General features: G+C 75.0%; 15 protein-coding genes. 3 read left to right on the forward strand and 12 right to left on the reverse strand.

Features of this window, described 5'->3' with window-relative positions; genetic code table 11:
• Nucleotides 1-491: 491 nt before the first annotated feature.
• From CNX65_RS19755 to CNX65_RS19785, 8 genes are all read right to left on the reverse strand, one after another.
• Nucleotides 492-2,066 carry an MDR family MFS transporter gene (locus CNX65_RS19755; protein WP_096495076.1) on the reverse strand — a complete coding sequence of 525 codons (1,575 nt, stop codon included), beginning with the start codon at nt 2,064-2,066 and terminating at the stop codon, nt 492-494.
• Nucleotides 2,063-2,695: a TetR/AcrR family transcriptional regulator gene (locus CNX65_RS19760; protein WP_096495077.1), complete on the reverse strand. Its 633-nt coding sequence runs from the start codon at nt 2,693-2,695 to the stop codon at nt 2,063-2,065. Before CNX65_RS19760 ends, CNX65_RS19755 begins: the two co-directional genes overlap by 4 nt.
• 101 nt (nt 2,696-2,796) lie before the next feature.
• Nucleotides 2,797-3,507, reverse strand: a complete 711-nt coding sequence (locus tag CNX65_RS19765) for an ESX secretion-associated protein EspG (RefSeq protein WP_157767737.1) — start codon at nt 3,505-3,507, stop codon at nt 2,797-2,799.
• Complete coding sequence (locus CNX65_RS35520; protein ID WP_157767738.1) at nt 3,504-3,842, reverse strand: PE domain-containing protein; 339 nt, start codon at nt 3,840-3,842, stop codon at nt 3,504-3,506. Before CNX65_RS35520 ends, CNX65_RS19765 begins: the two co-directional genes overlap by 4 nt.
• Before the next feature lie 12 nt (nt 3,843-3,854).
• Nucleotides 3,855-5,036: a PPE domain-containing protein gene (locus CNX65_RS19770; protein ID WP_096495079.1), complete on the reverse strand. Its 1,182-nt coding sequence runs from the start codon at nt 5,034-5,036 to the stop codon at nt 3,855-3,857.
• Between the two features lie 143 nt (nt 5,037-5,179).
• Nucleotides 5,180-5,494 carry an STAS domain-containing protein gene (locus CNX65_RS19775; protein WP_096495080.1) on the reverse strand — a complete coding sequence of 105 codons (315 nt, stop codon included), beginning with the start codon at nt 5,492-5,494 and terminating at the stop codon, nt 5,180-5,182.
• The gene (locus CNX65_RS19780) at nt 5,491-9,630 is read right to left on the reverse strand and encodes a SpoIIE family protein phosphatase (RefSeq protein WP_096495081.1); all 4,140 of its coding nucleotides are present in this window, start codon (nt 9,628-9,630) and stop codon (nt 5,491-5,493) included. The genes CNX65_RS19775 and CNX65_RS19780 overlap by 4 nt, the downstream gene beginning before the upstream one ends.
• Before the next feature lie 89 nt (nt 9,631-9,719).
• Nucleotides 9,720-10,127: an ATP-binding protein gene (locus CNX65_RS19785; protein WP_232519918.1), complete on the reverse strand. Its 408-nt coding sequence runs from the start codon at nt 10,125-10,127 to the stop codon at nt 9,720-9,722.
• Nucleotides 10,128-10,394: 267 nt separating this feature from the next.
• On the opposite strand from CNX65_RS19785, the gene CNX65_RS19790 reads away from it, so the two are divergent.
• Nucleotides 10,395-11,213 carry a coiled-coil domain-containing protein gene (locus CNX65_RS19790; protein ID WP_096495082.1) on the forward strand — a complete coding sequence of 273 codons (819 nt, stop codon included), beginning with the start codon at nt 10,395-10,397 and terminating at the stop codon, nt 11,211-11,213.
• A 363-nt stretch (nt 11,214-11,576) separates the two neighbouring features.
• Entirely contained in the window at nt 11,577-12,380 is an 804-nt protein-coding gene (locus tag CNX65_RS19795; RefSeq protein ID WP_096495083.1) for a Crp/Fnr family transcriptional regulator, read from the forward strand.
• Nucleotides 12,381-12,712: 332 nt separating this feature from the next.
• Here the strand turns inward: CNX65_RS19795 and CNX65_RS19800 are convergent, their stop codons facing one another.
• From CNX65_RS19800 to CNX65_RS19815, 4 genes are all read right to left on the reverse strand, one after another.
• A complete protein-coding gene (locus CNX65_RS19800; RefSeq protein ID WP_096495084.1) occupies nt 12,713-13,810 on the reverse strand; it encodes a pectate lyase family protein in 1,098 nt (365 codons plus the stop codon).
• Nucleotides 13,811-14,150: 340 nt separating this feature from the next.
• Entirely contained in the window at nt 14,151-15,428 is a 1,278-nt protein-coding gene (locus CNX65_RS19805; RefSeq protein WP_096495085.1) for an extracellular catalytic domain type 1 short-chain-length polyhydroxyalkanoate depolymerase, read from the reverse strand.
• 93 nt (nt 15,429-15,521) lie between these two features.
• Nucleotides 15,522-16,424 carry a serine hydrolase gene (locus CNX65_RS19810; protein ID WP_096495086.1) on the reverse strand — a complete coding sequence of 301 codons (903 nt, stop codon included), beginning with the start codon at nt 16,422-16,424 and terminating at the stop codon, nt 15,522-15,524.
• On the reverse strand, nt 16,421-17,287 hold the full coding sequence (locus CNX65_RS19815; protein ID WP_096495087.1) for a LysR family transcriptional regulator: 867 nt from the start codon (nt 17,285-17,287) through the stop codon (nt 16,421-16,423). Before CNX65_RS19815 ends, CNX65_RS19810 begins: the two co-directional genes overlap by 4 nt.
• 112 nt (nt 17,288-17,399) lie before the next feature.
• Here CNX65_RS19815 and bla point away from each other — a divergent pair, with 112 nt between their 5' ends.
• Nucleotides 17,400-18,344 (forward strand): class A beta-lactamase, encoded by a 945-nt coding sequence (gene bla, locus CNX65_RS19820; protein WP_096495088.1) that lies wholly within the window; start codon nt 17,400-17,402, stop codon nt 18,342-18,344.
• The last annotated feature ends 56 nt before the right edge of the window (nt 18,345-18,400 follow it).

Below are 18,400 nucleotides of genomic sequence, written 5' to 3' on the forward strand. Positions count from 1 at the left end.
GATCGCTGCGGGTAACACCGCAGCGCGTAGGCGTCCGAATGGACCAGTGCCGCGCGGCGGTTGCCAGGCACGGGCGGGGCGTCACCATTCACACAATGTGGGTGACGCGCGAAAGCGTTACCCACCGCCGAGTGAGTTGATGCGTCTGTCCCGGGGAGACCACTACCCCTGGTCGTTCCCTCGTCCTACCTTTGAGCCTACCGCTCGGGTGAGCGGACAAGTTCAGGGGAAAACGGGAGGTAGTGATGGGTCTGCTCGGCACGGTGCTGGACCTGGTGAAGAACCTGCTCGGCGCCCTCCTGGGCGGTCTTCTCTAACCGCCGCGCCCCACCGGTCCGGTCGCACGGTCCCGCCGAGGGGGCGGGACCGCGCGAGCTGATCGGTGGGACCACGCCGCTCCCGGCGGAACGCCCGCACCCGCCCGGAGCAAGCAGCGGACCCCCGTTCCCAGGGCCGGGAACGGGGGTCCGCTGTCACGCGCGAGCCTCGGGTCAGTGCGGCAGCTCCGCGGCGAGCCGCTCGTCGCCGCTCTGCTCCTTGAGCGGCTTCTCCTTGATGAACAGCACCGCGAGCAGCGCGATCGCGGCGATCGGCGCGCCGATCAGGAACAGCTCGGCGGTGGCCGTGGCGTACACGTCGCGCACCACCAGCCGGATCGGCTCGGGCAGCGCCGACAGGTCCGGCACCGCCGTGTGGCCGCCGCCGCTGGCGAGCATGTCGGCGGGCACGCCCAGCGCGGTGAGCTTCTCGGTCATCAGCGCGGACACCCGGTTGGCCAGCACCGCGCCGAGCGCGCTCACGCCGATCGAGCCGCCGAGGCTGCGGAAGAAGGTCAGCGTGGACGTGGTCGCGCCGAGGTCCTTGGCGGGCACGTCGTTCTGCGCGGCCAGCACCAGGTTCTGCATCACCATGCCGACGCCGACGCCGAGCACGGCCATGTGCGCGCCGACCACGAGCACGGTGGTGTTCGCGTCGATCGTGGACAGCAGCAGCATCCCCACGACCATGATCGCGGCGCCCGCGACCAGGAACACCTTCCAGCGGCCCCACTTGGTGATCAGCTGGCCGGCGATCGTGGACGACAGGAACAGGCCGAACACCATCGGCAGGCTCATCAGGCCCGCCTGGGTGGGGGTCTTGCCGAGGCCGATCTGGAAGTACTGCGACAGGAACACCGTGCCGCCGAACATCGCCACGCCCACCAGGACGCTGGCGAGGGTGGTGAGGCTGACGGTGCGGTTGGCGAACAGGCGCAGCGGCACCACCGGGTCGGCGGCGCGGGACTCGACCCACACGGCCAGCGCCAGCAGCAGCACGCCGCCGCCGACCAGCACGGCGGACCAGGCGGAGACCCACTCGAACGAGCCGCCCGCGAGCGTGGACCAGATCAGCAGGGTGGAGACGCCGCCGGTGATCAGCGCCGCGCCCAGGTAGTCGATCCGGACCGAGTCCTTGCGCACCAGGGGGAGGCGCAGGGTGCGCTGGAGCAGCACGATCGCGGCCAGGGTGAACGGGACGCCGATGAAGAAGCACCAGCGCCAGCCCAGCCACGAGGTGTCCACCAGGAACCCGCCGATGAGCGGGCCCGCGACGGTGCCGATGCCGAAGACGGCGCCGAACAGACCTGCGTAGCGGCCCAGCTCGCGCGGCGGGATCATCGCGGCCATCACGATGGTGGACAGCGCGGTCATGCCGCCCGCGCCGAGGCCCTGGACGACGCGGCTGACGATCAGCACCTCGACGTTCGGCGAGAAGCCCGCCAGGAGCGAGCCGACCACGAACAGGCCGAGGGAGAGCTGGATGAGCAGCTTGCGGCTGTAGAGGTCGGCGAGCTTGCCCCACAGGGGGACGGTGGCGGTCATCGCGAGCAGCTCGGCGGTGACGACCCAGGTGTAGACGGACTGCGAGCCGTCGAGGTCGGAGATGATGCGCGGCAGGGCGTTCGAGACGACGGTCGAGGCCAGGATGGACACGAACATGCCCAGCATCAGGCCCGTCATCGCCTGGACGACGTCGCGGCGCGAGGTGCTCGGGGCCCCGGTCGCGGGTACAGCGGTGTCGGTCATCTTTCCTCGTCGGATCGGTGGTGCGGGGGACTCGGGAGGGCGAAGCCGCAGGCCAGCAGGTCGAAGGCCTCGGCGATCAGGTCGGTGAGCTGGGGGGCGTCGCCCGCGCCCGGCCAGCTGGCCCAGCGCCAGGCGGCGACGCGGAACGCGGTGTTGGCGGAGGCGGCGAGCAGCATGGGGTGGGCGTCGGTCTCGGCGTGCCCGGTGCGCTCGGCGAGGGCGCGGACCATGTGCCGCTCGACCTGCTCGCCCGCCGCGAGGACCTTGGGCAGCAGGACGGGGTTCTGCTCGATGACGCGCATCCGGCGCAGCCACTCGTCGCGGCCCGCGGTCTCCTCGGCCAGCTCGGCCAGGAGGGCGGCGCGCAGCACGGCGAGGGGGGCGAGGTCGGCGGGCTGGTCGAGGATGCGGCGGGCCAGGCGCGGGCCCGCGTCGGGGTCGGGCCCGAGGAGGGCCTCTTCCTTGGTGGTGAAGTAGTTGAAGAACGTGCGGGCGGAGACGCCCGCGGCTGCGGCGATGTCCTCGACGGTGATGCCGTCGAGTCCGCGCTCGGTGACCAGGTCCAGCGCGGCGTCGGCCAGCGCCTGCCTGGTCAGCCGCTTCTTGCGGTCGCGCAAACCTTCCCCCATACGAGTGAGGGTAGGCGGAAAGCTGCACATAGTGCAAGTTTGCAGCGACTGAAGTTTTTATGTCGGAAAGGTAACGGGCCTCCGGTCCCGGTACCCGCTGGTCAGCCGCACGCTCCCGCGACCAGGCGGCGGAGCTCCCCCTGCGGCAACGGGTTCGCGCTCAGCCACCCGTCCCGCTCGACCACCAGCAGCCGTCCACGACGGGTGTCGAGCCACCGGATCGGGCTTCGCCTGGCCTCACCCGAACGGCGGAGTCGGGGTTGGGCCGTGCACATACCGCCACCGAGCGCGGAGGCGAGCAGGCCGGTCCACCCGCGAGCCGAGGACCCGGTGACCCCGTGCGCGGTGAGCACCTCCCACGCGCCGCCCGAGGGCGCCCGCCCCGCGGCGGCCACGGCGGCGGCGGGCGCGGTGAGCGGCAGGCAGTCGGCGGGCGGCAGGACCGGCTCGGCGGCGAGGAGGACGTCGGGGAGCAGGTCGGGCAGGCAGGGCGTGACGGCGACGTCGGCCCCGCGGGGCCGCAGCGAGAACGCGACCCCGCCGCCCCGGACCCCGACGGCGACACCGGAGGCGCCCTCCCAGTGCACGCGGTCGCCGGAGAGGGCGGTGACGAGGTCGGCGACGTGCCCGGAGGGGCCCCGGTGGTCGGCCAGGCCCCTGGCGCGCAGGGCGGCGGAGACGCGGCGGTTGTCGGCGAGGTGGTCGGACCAGGTGCGGGCGGTGGGCGGTTCGGGGAGGGGCAGTGGCCAGGGGGCGGCGGCGGTCTCGCAGAGCAGGTGGAGCTCGCGGGAGGTGAGCGACAGGTGGTTCACCGGCGCTTGCCCGCCGCCTCGAACCCGTGGCCGAGCGCCTCCTCGACGTCGAGGTAGGTCTGCACGCAGGCCAGCAGCTCCTGGCGGATCTTGCGCAGCTCGGCGATGACGACCCACAGCGCGACGCGGAACTCCCGAGAGCGCTGCCCGAACACCGCTTTCAGCTCGACGGCCTGCCCGCTGGTCCCCAGCGGGAGCCGGGCGTCGGTCTCGGGCGCGCAGGAGCGGTGGAGCTCCGACAACCGCCCCAGCAGCCGCTCGACCTCCCGGACACGCGCGCGCACCTGCTCCGGCGAGCACTCCAGCCCACCGCCGACCCGGTCACCCGCACCCACGACAGCCCCCGCTCACTCGCCGATGACCCTGGGCGCCGCGAGGAGCCCGTCCAACCCGAACAGCTCTTCCTCGTGCGGCACCTTGCGCCGCCACTCCTGCTCCGACCCGCGCCCGCCGGTCGGGGACTGCCCGAGCGGCCCGTACAGCGAGGAGCCGCCGGCTCCGGGGGCGCGCGACGGGACGGGGCGCGCCTCGCCCTGGCGCGCCTCAGCGGGCCCCCGGCCGGGCACCGGGGGCGCCGCGCCGGACCACGGCTGGGCGGCCTGGGCTGCGCCCGCGCCGCCGGACGGTCGCGCGCCACCCCGCGCACCGCCACGTCCCCAGCCGCCACCGCCCGAGCCGACCTGCCACGCCTGGGCCTGCGGGCCGCCCGCCTGGCCCGCCTGCTGCTGCGCGGGGGCGGGGTACGCCTCGCGCCCCCCGTGCTGGGTCTCGGCGCTCGACGACACCGCGGTCGTCCCCCCGGCCGCTCCCGCCGCCGGCCCGCCGACGCCGTGGTCGGTCGGGGTCACCGGGACGCCGTCGAACGCGAAGCCCTCCCCCGACCCGCGCGGCGGGACGCCACCGGGGCCGCCCGTCGACGGGTCGTCCGCGTGCGGCTCGACCGGGAAGTCCGACGCCCCTGGCCCGCCGGAGAAGACCTTCCAGTCGCGGGCGCGCCGGGAGTTCTCGTCGTTGGCCACCATGTGGCTGATGTCCTGGGAGTTGGACTCGTGGCCGCGCATGACCTCGACGGCCCGCCGCTTCCGGCTCTCCAGCCAGGCGGCGCGCGCGGCCTGCCCGACCAAGGACCCCAGCACGACCCCGGTGAGCGGGTTCGCGCCCGCCAGGGCGGAGGCCGCGTCCTCCAGGGCACCGGGCACCTCCGGCATCATGTCCCTGGCGCACTGCAGCTGGACGCCCGCGGTGGTGATGTGACAGCCCGTGCCGCCGGCGATCCGGCTCAGGCCGGTCAGGCGCTCGACGTGCTCGCCCAGCAGGCCCGAGGCGGCGGTGGCGGCCTCGCCCTTCCAGCACTCCCCGAGCTTCTTCCTGACCTCGCCCATCTCCGCGACGACCTCGGTCAGCTCAGCGGAGATCCCGTCCCACCGCGCCCCGCGCTCCACGACCCGTCCCGGATCGGCGTCGGTGTGCAGCATGTCGTGCATCTCCCGGTGGGTGTGCCCCTCCCACCGGACTCCCTCGTGGCGCACCGCAGAATCCCCCCGCGCACTCCCCCGTCGAACCGGACGCGGGGGACTGTAATCAAGCCGGAAAAACATATCCGACCTGGGGAATCCCTATTTTCCGCGAATGCTCCCGCCCGCCGCAGGAATGCGGTGATCCCGTTCTCGGCTCATTCCCCCACGATCCGCACCGACGTGATCGCCGCCAGCCCCGACACCGTCAGCACCGCCTCCAGCAGCTCCCCCGCCACCACCTCCACCCGCTCCGCGTGCGCGAACAGCCCGCTCAGCGCCGCGCTGTCCAGGTACCCCACCCCCACCAGGTCGACCACCACGGGCCCGCCCCCCGGCGGCGCCCCGCGCACCGCCTCCGCGAGCGCCCCGGTGAACCGCGCCGCGTTGGCCATGTCGATCTCTCCGGCCACGGTGAGCACCACCGCGCCGTCCGCGCGGCTGGTGGTGGCCAGGGTCAGCTCGGGGTTCATGGGGTGATCCTCGTCCGCAGTTCCACGACCGTCCCGCCCGGTCCGGGGCGCACGGCCACCTCGTCCACCAGGGCGCGCATGAGACCGAGCCCGTGCCCGCGCGCCAGGTCGCCGCCCGCGACGGGGTCCCGCCACGCGCCGCTGTCCGCGACGACCAGGCGCAGCCGCTCCACGGTCGCGCTGGCCCGCAGCACCACCTGCCCGCCCGGCCGGTCGCGGTGGCCGTGCTCCACCGCGTTCGCGCACGCCTCCCCCGCCGCCACCAGCACGTTCTGCGCCTGCCCCCGGCCGACGCCGCACGCGGCCAGCCAGTCGCGCAGCAGGGCGCGCACCCGCGTCAGCTCCAGCGCGTCCGCCGGGAACTCCACCACCAGCGGGCCGGGCCGCCGGTACAGCAGGACCGCCACGTCGTCCTCGAACCCGCCCGCGGGCACCAGCCTGGACATCACGTGCGCCGCCAGGTCCTCCACCGACACGTCGCGGCCCTCCTGCAGCGCCCGACCGGCCAGCTCGATCCCGTCGTCCAGCGACTGCCGCCGCCGCTCCACCAGCCCGTCCGTGTACAGCAGCAGCGTGCCGCGCGCCGGGACGTCGCACCACGCCTCGGCGCGTGGCCGGTCCGGCTGGACCGCCAGCGGCAGCGACCGGCCGCCGTCCAGCAGCTCCACGCCGCCGCCCGGTCTGGCCAGCACCCCCGGCGGGTGCCCGGCGCTGGCGTACACCAGGTGCCCGGTGTCCGGCGAGAGCACGCCGCAGAACACCGTGGTGCACCGCGCGCCCGGCACGGTCATCGCGAACCGGTCCAGCGCGCTGAGCGTCTGCGCGGGACCGATGTCCTGGAGCAGCAGCGCCCGGCACGCGCTGCGCAGCTGCCCCATCGCGGTCGCCGAGTGCAGGCCGTGGCCCACGCAGTCGCCGACCACGATGCCGGTGCGCCCGCCCGCGAGCGGCACGATGTCGTACCAGTCGCCGCCCACCTCCAGCGGCCGGGTGGCGGGCTCGTAGCGGGCGGCGAACCCGCCCGGCAGCTCCTGCGGGCCCAGGATCGCCCGCTGCAGCGCGAGCGCGGTCTCCCGCTGCACGTCGACGTGGTGCAGCCGGTGCAGCGCCTGCCCCAGGTGCCCGGCCAGCAGCACCAGCAGCGCCTCGTCCTGCGCCACGAACCGCCTGCTGCCGCCCAGCTCCACGCGCAGCGCCAGCGCCCCCGCCGGGTGCTCCAGGGTGATCCCGACCAGCCCCGGACCGTCCGGGTGCGCCACCAGCGGCGGCCGGTCCAGCGCGGCCCGCAGCGCCTCGGCGGTGGCGGGCGCGACCGGGGCGCGGTCGGCGTTCGGGCACTTGCTCCTGGGCTCCTCGCCCTCGGGCAGCGGCTCGGTGGTCAGCAGCTCCTCGCCGGCCGCGCCCGCCCCGACGAGCGCGACGACCCGCTCGGCCCGCCACAGCCTCGCCAGCTCCCCCAGCGCGCCGACCAGCGCGTCCGACACCCCGTCCGCCTCGGACAGCCGCACGCTCAGCGCCGCGACCGCCGCCTCCCGCACCGCCGCGTAGTGCTCGTCGGTGACGTCCCGGAACGTGCCGACCACGACCCGGTCCCCGGTGTCGGGGTCCTCGACCCGGTTGAACGCGGCGGCCACCCACAGCCGGTGCCCGTCGCGGTGCACCACCGGCACGACGGTGTGCGCGCCGCTGCCCGGCCCGACCAGGTCGGTGAACACCTCCTCCACCCGCGCGTGCCCCTCCGGGTCGTCCTCGGCGGTGGGCCACCACGGGTACACCGGCCCGTACGGCAGCCCCTCGGGCCCGTAGCCGAGCACGGTGGTGAACGCGGCGTTGATCTCCACGACCGCGCCGGTCTCGTCGCAGACGAAGAACGCCTCCTGCAGCGAGTCCAGCAGCGCCGCCCGCCACCGGGCGTGGTGGTCGCGCAGCCTGGCCAGCTCGACGTTCGCGCGCACCCGCGCCAGCAGGTCGGCCGCCGCGAACGGCTTCACCAGGTAGTCGTCCGCGCCCGCCGCGAGCCCCTCGATGGACGCCTCCTGCCCGGCGCGGGCCGACAGCAGCACCACCGGGACGCCCGCCGTGCGCTGGTCGGCGCGCAGCGCGGCGACCAGGCCGAGGCCGTCGAGGCGCGGCATCATCACGTCGGTGACCACCAGGTCCGGCGTGCGGGCGCGCACCTCCTCCAGCGCGGCCCGCCCGTCCCCGACGGCCCGCACCCGGTAGCCCGCCGAGCGCAGCAGCCTGGTCAGGTACTCGCGCATGTCGGCGTTGTCGTCGGCGACCACGACCCGCGCGGGCAGCGCGGACTCGGGGGCGCGCAGCGGCGACTGGGACAGCGGGGCCGCGCCGGGGTCGTCGTGGACCGGGTCGTCGGCGGGGTCGCGGTCGTCGGGCAGCCAGCGCAGCGCCTCCTGCAGGTACGGCTCCGCCCCCGACGCGCGGGGCCCGCCGCCCACCGCGACGACCGCGTCGGCGGGCAGGTGCGCGGTGCCCAGCGGCAGCCGGATGGTGAACGCCGTGCCACCGCCCGGCGCGCCCGCCGCGCCGATCTCGCCGCCGTGCAGCCCCACCAGCTCCCGCACCAGCGCCAGCCCGATGCCGCTGCCCTCCGCCGACCTGGCCCTGGTGTTCTCGATGCGGTGGAACCGCTCGAACAGCCGGGGCAGCTCGTCCACGGGCACCCCGACGCCGGTGTCGGCGACGGTCACCACCGCGTGGTCGCCCTCGCGGTGCACCTCGACGCGGATGCCCCCGCCGAAGGTGAACTTGAGCGCGTTGGACAGCAGGTTGAGCACGACGTTCTCCCACATGCCTCGGTCCAGGTGCACGGGGACGCCCAGCGGCGGGCAGTCCACGCGGAACTCCAGACCGGCCTTCTCCACGGCCGAGCGGAACGTGCTGGCCAGTTCGGCGGTGACCACCGCCAGGTCGACGGGTTCGTAGCGGGCCCGCATCCGCCCGGCCTCGATGCGGGAGAAGTCCAGCAGCGCGGTGACGAGCCTGCCCAGGCGCAGCGCGTTGCGGTGGACCACGTCCAGCTCGGCCCGCTCGCCGGGTCCGGCGCGCGCCCGCAGCTCCTGCAGCGGGCCGGTGATCAGGGTCAGCGGGGTGCGGAACTCGTGGCTGATGTTGGCGAAGAACGCGGTCTTGGCGCGGTCCAGCTCGGCCAGCTCCTCGGCGCGCCGCTGCTGCGCCCGGTAGGCGAGGGCGGCGTTGACCACGGCCGCGCACTGGCGGGCGACCAGCGACAGGAACGCCCGGTGCGGCTCGTCCAGCTCGCGGCCCGAGCAGGAGGCGAGCACCACCACGCCGACCGGCTCGTCCCCGTCACCGGGCAGCGGCAGCACGACCGCCCGCCGGGGCGGGGCCTGCCAGTCGCCCGAGGGCAGCGGCGGGTCGAGCAGGTGCAGGTCCTCCACGACGGCGGGCTCCCCGCTCTCCAGCACCCCGCGCAGCGGCCAGGTCCCCTCGGGCGGCGGCTCCCCCGGTCCGGCCGCGACGCGCCGCAGCCCGCCGCCGGGGTCGCGCAGGTGCAGCTCCGCGTGCGGCACGTCCCGGCCGGAGCCGGTGAGGGCGTCCACCAGCAGCGCGCACGCCTCGTCCACGTCGCGGGCGTCGCCCGCCCGCGCGCCCAGGTCGTGCAGCACCGCCAGCCTGCGCTCGCCCACCACCCGCTCGGTGGTGTCGCTGACGGCGGTGAACACCCCGCGCACCACGCCGTCGTCGTCGTGCAGCGGGCTGTAGGAGTACGTCCAGTACGTCTCCTCCAGGTACCCGTGCCTGCGCATGGGCAGCAGCAGGTCCTCGGACCAGGTCGCCTCGCCGGTCTCCAGCACCGACCGCAGCATCGGCCCGATGATGTGCCAGATCTCCGACCACACCCGCTCGCCCGGCTTGCCGAGCGCGGGGTGGTTGACCCCGAGCAGCGGCAGGTAGGCGTCGTTATAGAGGAACCGCAGCTCGGGGCCCCACCACAGGATCATCGGGAACCGCGAGGTCAGGCAGATCCGCACCGCCGTGCGCAGGCTGGCCTGCCAGTCCTCGACCGGTCCGAGCGGGCCGTCCGCCCACGCGTGGGCGCGCATCAGCCGCGCCATCTCGCCGTCACCGGGGAACGCGAGCCCCGCCTGAGCCATCTCCGCCCGCACCCCCGTCGCGTGCCCGCCGGGCGCGCCCGGCGCGTCGTACCGGGGGCAGGATAGGGCCGGTCGGGCCGATCAGGCCGTCACGACGCGCAGGCGATCTCGGCCCACACCGTTTTGCCGCCCGACCGGTGGGTGACGCCCCACCCCCGGCACAGGTTCGACACGATCAGCATCCCCCGGCCCCGGTAGCCGCCGAGGCGGGAGCGGCCGATGACCGGCAGCGACGGGGAGGCGTCGTCCACCTCCACGCGCACCAGCCAGGGCGCGCCCTTGCGGTGCAGCCGCAGCGCGCGCGGCGCCCGGCCGTGGTCGAACGCGTTGCTGACCAGCTCGGTCACCACGAGCATCGTGTCGCCGAGCTGCTCGTCGTCCAGGCCCGCGAGCACCTCGCCCGCCCAGCGCCGCACGCGCGCCAGCGGCGGCGTGCGCTGCGAGAGGTCCAGCGACAGCGGGCGCGCGGCGCCCTCGGAACCGATGTCCAGGACCACCAGGTCCCACCCCCTTCCCGGTCGGCCTCGGGGGCCGGTGCGCCGGAGGTACCCGGTGGCGGGCGCGGGCAACCGGCCGGGTGTCGCACCCCACTGGCTGCACCGGTTCAGCAGCCGTCCACAGAGGAGGGACGGCCCAGGTCGCAGCGGCTATGGTTTGCGCTGCACGGGTTGCGCCCCTTGCGGAACCGGGGTGCTCCGGAGGACGTTGGAGATCATCCCGCCGTGAGCGGGGACACACGACAGTTGAAGAGGGGAGCTGACACGGTGACGACTGGCGAGGTCCGCGAAGAACTCCTCCCCCTGCGCGTCGACTTCGACCGGGCATGGCGCGGCTACGACAGGGCGCAGGTCCAGGGCTACGTGCGCGAGGCGGAGACCGGGACGCGGCTGCTGGCCGCCGACCGGGACGCCGCCGTGGCGCGCGCGGAGGACCTGGCCCGGCAGCTGGAGGAGGCCCGCGAGCAGGTGCGGGAGCTGCGGGCGAAGGTGGACCGCATCAGCGGTTCGCCGGTGGACGTCGAGGCGCTGGAGGAGCGGCTGCGCAGGCGGGTCGAGCTGGCCCACCGGCAGGCCGAGGAGATCACCGCGCGCGCTCGGGCGGCGGCCGAGCGCACGTGGGCGGACGCGGACCGGGCGGCGGCGAGCCTGCGGGAGCAGTGGGAGCGGCTGGTCGGCGAGCAGCACGAGGCGACCAGGGCCACCCGCGAGGAGGCCGAGGCCGCGGCGCGCGAGGCGGCGGAGCAGCGGCGGGAGCTCGACGAGCAGTCGGCGCTGCTGCGCGCCCAGGTCGAGTCGGACTTCACCGAGGCGATGCGCGCCCGGCGCGGCGAGGCGCTGGCCGCGCTCGCCCGGCGGGACGCGGAGAGCCGGGCGGAGGCCGAGCGGCTGGTCGCCGAGGCCGCCGAGCACGCCGCGGCCATCGTGGCCGAGGCGGAGCGGCGGGTCGCGGAGCTCAAGGCCGGGCGGCAGCGGGTGGCCGAGCAGCTGCTCGTGGCGCAGCGGATGCTGAGCGACGCCCAGGACGAGCTGGAGCCGCTGCCGGAGGAGCAGGAGCCGCAGGTGCCGCACCTGGTCGCGGTCTGACAGCGGGGTCGGGCGGAGTCAGGCGGCGTCGGCCTGCGCGTGGGTCGACGCGGAGCGGGCGCGCGCCCGGTGGTCGCCGACCGCCGGGTGCGGGTCGGAGCGCCTCCGGGGGCTCGGTGAGCGGTGTGGCGGGGGAGCCTGCGCGTGGTGGCCGATCGCGGTGCGAGCGGTTCTGCGGGTAGGCTCCCCTACCCATGTGCGAGGGTTTCCACCCGCGCTCGGGCGCCGGTCGGAACGGCGCGCGCGCCGCGCTCGGGGCCGCTGGTCCGGGTGGCGGCGGGCGGTGCGGCACCGGGGGGACCGCCCCGTGGCGACCGGCGCCGCGCGGGACCGGTGGGGCGGTGCGGCGATGACGGTGCGGCGATGACCGAGCGTGGTGGGCGCGAGCCCGAACCGGGTCAGGCCGTCGGCTCGCCCGGCGGGCGGGTGCCCCGGCCGCGCTCCCCCGGCGGGAGCGGACCCGTCCGGGCGCCGGGCGCGCGGGAGGACGGGCGCGGACCGGCGGGGCAGCGGGGGTTCCGGGCGCTGATCTCGCCGGGCCAGTGGGACCTGCTGGTCGCCGAGGGCGCGCTGACCCCGCACGAGAGCCGCAGTCTCCTGCTGCTGCAGGGCGACCCCGGCGAGGTGGTGCTGCTGTGCGTGGCGGGCCGGGTGAAGGTGGTGTACTCCGAGCCGGACGGGCGGGAGATCCTGCTCGCCGTGCGCGGGCCCGGTGACGTGCTGGGGGAGTTCGCGGCGCAGGACAAGCGGCCCCGGTCGGCGACCGTGCAGGCCATCGAGCGCGGGGCGACGTCGCGGCTGTCGGCCGAGCGGTTCGACGCGCTGGTCGGGCGGTGCGGGGTGGGGCCGGAGCTGCGGAACTACGTGATGGGCAAGTTCCGGGAGAGCTTCACGCACACCTGGCGGGTCGCGCACCGCACGGCCGCCGACCAGCTGACCGACCTGCTGGTGAAGCTCGTCGGCGCGGCGGGGCCGGAGCACCCGTCGGCGACGACGATCCCGATGTCGCAGGAGGAGCTGGCGGCGGCGCTGGGGCTGGCGCGGTCGGCGGTGACGCCGGTGCTGGCGGAGTGGAAGGCGGCCGGGCTGGTGCGGATCGCGCGGGGCGCGCTCCAGGTGGTGGACCTGGCGGCGCTGATCGCCTCGCGGCCGGGCGGGTCCGGGTGAGAGCCCCCGCTCCCGGTGGTGGGCCCCTGGTCCGGGGTTCGCCGTCGAAAATTGTCGCCGTGCGTCCAGTTCTGGACAGAACGCCCGCCCCCGGTGGGTCAGGCTTGGTCGTGTCGGGCCGGGGGGCTCGACGAGGGGGAAGCGGAGCGGGTTTCGCCGTCACCGGGGGGCTGGCGGCGGGTCCGGGGGGACCGCGCCGGGCGTCGGGGGGACGCGCGGCGCCCGCTCCGCAGGGCGACTGGGGGTGTCGTGCCGGGGCGCGGGTGGGACCGCGCCCCGGCACGACTGCCGGGTCGGGCCTGCCGGGTCGGGCCCGGCGTTCCCGGCTCCGGTCAGCAGGAGCCGTCCGACTCCTTCAGCCCCGTGTTGGCCCCCGCCGTGCGGGCGACGATGGTCGGCACGCAGCTCGTCTGGTCGAGCCGGTAGCTGTAGGGCACGGTGACCGAGGTGGTGGACTGCGGGTTCGGCCCCGCCGGGTTGGTCTCGTCGTCCGGGGTGGACCAGGTGACGTTGTCGAACGTGTTCCCGCTGACCTGCCAGTAGCCTGCCTCGTCGGTGTAGAAGGTGCCGAGGGCGTCGCGGGAGTTCTTGAAGTAGTTGTTCTCGACCTTGGCCTTCGCGCCCGCGCGCGAGTTGATGCCGGACTCGTTCAGGCTCACGTAGTTGTTGTTGTACATGTGCGCCGTGCCGCCGCGCAGCAGCGGGGTCCGGGAGTCGATGTTCTGGTACAGGTTGTGGTGGTAGGTGATGAAGCTGTTCGAGCGGTCGCTCTCGCTGGAACCGACCAGACCGCCGCGACCGGAATTGCGCAGGGTGCTGTAGGACAGGGTCACGTACTGGGTGTTGTCCTTCATGTCGAAAAGCCCGTCGTACCCCGCCGACTCGCCGCCCGAGGCGATCAGGTTGACGTGGTCGACCCACACGTTGCGCACGTCCCGCTCCATGCCGATGGCGTCGCCGCCGTTGGACGTGGGCGATCCGGACTTCTTGACGTTCTGGATCGTCACGTTCCGGATGATGATGTTGCGGGATTCGCGGATGTGGATGCCGATCTGGTCGAACACCGCGCCGGAGCCGACGCCGATGATCGTGACGTTGCTGATCTTCTTGAGCTCGACGACCCCGGCGGCGGTGTCGCAGCTGCCGGAGACCTTGCTGGTGTTGCCGTGGTTGATGGTCCCCTGCACCTCGATGGTGATGGGGGTGCTCGTGCTGGCCCGGCCGCACAGCGCCTGGTGGATCTGGGTGCCCGTGGTGGCCCGGACCACCGCCCCGCCCTGGCCGCCGGTGGTGCCGCCGTTGGCGGAGGCGTACCCGGTCGCGGCGCCCGCGGCGGAGGCCGACCCGGTGGTGAGGGCGGCGCCCGCGGTGGTCGAGACGAGCAGCGCGGCCACGACCGCGGGGATTCGCCGGACGGCTGATCGCTTCATTCCATCTCCTGCGTCGTCGAAGGATGGGGTGGTTCAGCGGCGATCGACCGGGGGGCGGCGTCGCCCCGGTTTCGGGAAGAATCAGTCGACACGTGTCGGAAAGCGCTTGCCCCGAAGCTAGAGGCGGGTCTTGACCGTGTCAATCCGGGACGGCGTTCATTCACGAATGCGGACAGCGGGGGCGGGGAAAGGTTTTCGGGGGCGGTCACGCACCTGAACGACGTGTTCCGGTACGTGAACTCGGAACGGCGGTGGCGGCGGCGGAAAACAACTTCCCCCGACACGGCGGGACCGCGCCGGCGGGGGTGCCGACGCGGTCCCGGTCTTGTGGTGGCTCGGGTCAGGTGGTGGTGCAGGCCGCCCCGTTGAGGGTGAACGCGTTCGGCTTCCCGGAGTCGCCGGTGTGGGTGGCCTGGAGGCCGATCGTGGTGGACGCGCCGGGTGCCAGGGCTCCGTTGTAGGAGGCGTTGGTGGCGGTCACGTCACCGCCGGACGAGCTGAACGTGGCGTTCCAGCCGGACGTCACGCGCTGCCCGGACGGCAGGGTGAACGCGAGGGTCCAGCCGTCCACCGCGCCGCTGCCGGTGTTGGTGATCGTGATGCTCGCGGTGAGGCCGGTGTTCCAGGCGTTCACCGAGTACCCGACCCGGCAGGCGCCGCTCGGGTTCGGGGGCGTGGTCGTGGTGGTGGTCGTCGTGGTGGTCGTGGTCGTGGTGGTCGTCGTGGTCGGGCCGGGGCCGGGGTTGTTCAGGCCGAAGAACTCGATCACGCGCTGCCCCATCCCCGACGCCATCAGGTTGTGCCCGACGCCCTGCAGCGAGATGGCCTCCACCTTGTCGCCGTAGCGGGTGCGGGTCCAGTTCGGCTGCGGGTAGTCGGTGGCGGTGGGGGTGGTGGACAGGCCGTGGACGTTGGTCCACTGGTCGATCTGCTCGCCGAAGTTCGGGTACCGCAGCGTGTCGTCCTGCGTGCCGTGCCAGGTCTGCACCCTCGGCCTCGGCCCGGTGTAACCGGGGTACGCCGAGCGGGCGATGTCTCCCCACTGGGCCGGGGTCTTGAGCACGGTGCCGTTCGCGCAGGCGCTGTTCCACAGCGACCCGTCCGTCGTGGCGAAGCACCCGTCGGGCACGCCCGCGAACGGGGCGCCCGCCGCGAACACGTCCGGGTAGTTGGCGAGCATGACGTTGGTCATCATCGCCCCGGACGAGGTGCCGGTGACGAACACCCGCGCCGGGTCGCCGTTGTAGCGCTGCAGGGTGTGGCGCACCATGGACATCAGCCCCACCGGGTCGCTGCCGCCGTCGCGCCGCAGCGCCTGCGGCGAGGACACGTCGAAGCAGTTGCCGCTGCGGGTGGCCGACGGGTAGATCACCACGAAGCCGTGCTGGTCGGCCAGGCGCGCGTACTCGGTGCCGGAGTGGAACGCCGGGCCGGAGCCGGTGCAGTAGTGGACGGCGAGCAGCACGGCGGGTCTGCTCGCCACCCGATCGGGGACGTAGAGGTGCATCCGCAGGCCGCTGGGGTTGGCGCCGAACCCGGTGACCTCGACCAGCGACGCCGCCCTGGCCTGCGGCGCCGCGACGAACGTGAGCAGGGCGACGAGAGCCGCCACGAGCATCCCGACAGTTTTCACCCGCCAACCATGTGCGCGGAACTCGTTGTCCGACAACGGTTTGCGCAGAAGTTGCGCGGCGTCGGGCGGGGCGCGGGGTCAGCGCAGGCGCAGGCAGTCCCGCAGCCTGCGCGCCGCCCGGCCCATCACCGCCTCGGCCCCCGGTTGCGCGGCGGCGGGCACGGTCGAGCCGGTCAGGGCGGCCACCGCGAACGCCTGCCCGTCGTCGTGCTCCACCACGCCCACCTCGTGCCGCAGCGTCAGCAGCGTGCCGGTCTTGGACGACCACCGGGTCGCGTCCGAGGTGAAGTCCGGGGCCAGCCGCTGCCGCAGCACGTTCAGCGACATCAGCTCCCGCACCCGCGCCGCCACCTCCTCCGGGATTCCCGACGGCCGCCACAGGGCCTGGAGCAGGTCGGCGAAGGCCCGCGCGGACCCGGCGTTCGCGCGCGTCACGTCCAGCTGCGCCACCGGGTGCCCCCGGCCGGGCGTGCCCGCGCCCACCGCCAGCGAGTGCGCCAGGTGCACCTCGGCCGGTTCGAAGCGCTCGACCGGGGTGTCGGTGAGCGGGTCCAGGTCGTGCCGCACGGCCAGCCCGCGCACGCCCAGCTCCCGCAGCAGGGCGTTCACCAGCGGCGGCGGGGTGAGGGCGAACAGCGCGTCGGCGGCCCGGCTGTCGCTGATCGCCAGGCTCAGGTACAGCAGGTCGTCCACCGCCACCTCCACCGGGTGGCGGAACCAGAACAGGCCGGGCGGACCGGGCGGCGCGTCGGGCACCGGGCGCACCTCGACCCTGGTCGCGCCGTCCAGCTCGCCGCGCCGCACCCGCTCCAGGGTCGCCACGGCCAGCGGCACCTTCACCAGGGACGCCATCGGCCACTCGACGTCCGGCTCGATCGCGATCTCCTGCCCGGTGCGCAGGTCGCGCACCAGGAACGAGCCGTCCAGCCCGGCGTCCGCCAGCTCCCGGCGCAGCTCCGCCACCACCCGCTCCGGCCTCACGCGGGAGCCCCCAGGCAGCGGGCGAGGTCGCGGCCGAGCGCGCGCACCCGCTCCGCGTCGTCCGCCCTGGCCGCCGCGACGGCGTACCCGCGCGCCGGTTCGGCCTCGCCGAGCGGTCGCCAGTGCAGGCCGAGGTCGTCGGCCTGGGCGGGTGAGCACAGCAGCAGGTCGGCCGAGCCGAGCACGTCGGCGACCGCGCCCACCAGCGAGTCGGCCACCACGACCTGGCCGGGGCGCAGGCCCAGGGCGTCGCGCAGCCGCAGCAGCGGGTCGCGCACGTGCGGCACGTCGTCCTCCGGTTGGAGCAGCACCCGCCTGGCCGCGCCGCCGGAGCGGCCCACGCGCAGGGTGTCCAGGTAGGTGGTGTGCTCGGCGGGCGGCACGGCGGCGGCCACGCCCAGCGGCACCACCCAGTCGCCCTCGCCCGGCGGCACGGCGGTGATGGCGGCCCGGACCTCGCCGGTGCGGGCCAGCGCCGCGCGTTCGGCGGGTCCGGCGCGGCGCAGCTCCAGGGTCAGCTCGTCGGCCTGCGCCCGCGCGGCCAAATGCGCCAGGTCGCGGGCCGGGCACCAGTCGGGGACGGCCAGCGGCAGCGGTCTGCGCCTGGCCTGCCTGGCCCGCTGCTCCAGCGCCTCGGCCAGGCGGACCAGGTGCTGCGCGGCGGGCAGCACGTCCCGGCCGAACGGGGTGAGCACGGCCCTGCGGGTGCCCCGGTCGAACAGCCGCTCCCCCAGGTGCGCCTCCAGCGCGGCGACGCGGCGGCTGGCCACCGGCTGCGGCACGCCCGCCGCCGACGCGCCGAGGGTGAAGCTGCCGCGCTCGGCGACGGACACGAACGCCAGGCAGGCTCCGACCAGGTCCACGACCGCAGCTTATGCGCTTCGCGCATGGAACCGGCGGTTTCCGTCTTGGACCGCATGGCGGGGCCGGGTCGAGACTGGCCGGGGAAGTCACCGATCACGGGGAGGAACTCGCGTGTTGACCACCAGGGCACACCGCGCCGGGACGGCGGCGCTGCTGTTCGCGCTGGTCGCGGGCTGCGGGCAGGCCGCACCGCCCGCGCCGACGCCGACGCGGGCCGCCGCCCAGACCTCGGCCGTTCAGACCTCGGCGCCGCTCGGCTCGCCCGCGTTCGCCGCGCTGGAGCAGCGGTTCGACGCCCGGCTCGGGGTGTACGCGCTGGACACCGGCAGCGGGCGCGTGGTCGCGCACCGGGCGGACGAGCGGTTCGCCTACGCGTCGACGTTCAAGGCGCTCGCCTTCGGCGCGCTGCTCGCGGAGCGCTCGGTCGCCGACCTGGACGAGCGGGTCACGTTCACCAGGGAGGAGCTGGTCACCTACTCCCCCATCACGGAGGGCAGGGTGGACAGCGGGATGACGCTGCGCGAGGTGGCCGACGCGGCGGTGCGCTACAGCGACAACACGGCGGGCAACCTGCTGCTGCGCGAGCTGGGCGGTGACGCGGGCCTGGCAGGCGGCCCCGCCGCGTTCGAGCGGGCGCTGCGCGCGATCGGCGACACCACCACCTCGCCCGCGCGGGTGGAGACCGAGCTGAACGAGGCCGTCCCCGGCGACCTGCGGGACACCAGCACGCCGCAGGCGCTGGCCGCGGACCTGCGCCGGTACGCGGTGGACGCCGACGTGCTGCCGGACGACCGGCGCGAGCTGCTGGTGTCGACGATGCGCGCGAACACCACCGGTGACGAGGTGATCCGCGCGGGTGTCCCCCAGGGGTGGGTGGTGGCGGACAAGACGGGGTCGGCCGGGTACGGCGGGCGCAACGACATCGCCGTGCTGTGGCCACCGGACCGCGCGCCGATCGTGCTGGCGGTGCTGTCCGGGAAGGCGACCGCGGACGCGGTGCACGACAACGCGCTGCTCGCGGAGGCGACGCGCGCGGTGGTCGAGCTTCTGGACTAGCGCGGGACCGGGGCACCGGATGATCAAGCTCCCCCTGGCTGGGGCGCGTGACCGGT

Origin of the sequence: Actinosynnema pretiosum (assembly GCF_002354875.1) — a bacterium.
GTDB classification, from domain to species: Bacteria; Actinomycetota; Actinomycetes; order Mycobacteriales; family Pseudonocardiaceae; genus Actinosynnema; species Actinosynnema auranticum.

Coding starts and splice junctions, on each gene's coding strand:
- CNX65_RS19755 (WP_096495076.1), bottom strand. CDS start 2,066: ATGACCGACACCGCTGTACCCGCGACCGGGGCCCCGAGCACCTCGCGC.
- CNX65_RS19760 (WP_096495077.1), bottom strand. CDS start 2,695: ATGGGGGAAGGTTTGCGCGACCGCAAGAAGCGGCTGACCAGGCAGGCG.
- CNX65_RS19775 (WP_096495080.1), bottom strand. CDS start 5,494: ATGAACCCCGAGCTGACCCTGGCCACCACCAGCCGCGCGGACGGCGCG.
- CNX65_RS19780 (WP_096495081.1), bottom strand. CDS start 9,630: ATGGCTCAGGCGGGGCTCGCGTTCCCCGGTGACGGCGAGATGGCGCGG.
- CNX65_RS19795 (WP_096495083.1), top strand. CDS start 11,577: ATGACCGAGCGTGGTGGGCGCGAGCCCGAACCGGGTCAGGCCGTCGGC.
- CNX65_RS19800 (WP_096495084.1), bottom strand. CDS start 13,810: ATGAAGCGATCAGCCGTCCGGCGAATCCCCGCGGTCGTGGCCGCGCTG.
- CNX65_RS19805 (WP_096495085.1), bottom strand. CDS start 15,428: ATGCTCGTGGCGGCTCTCGTCGCCCTGCTCACGTTCGTCGCGGCGCCG.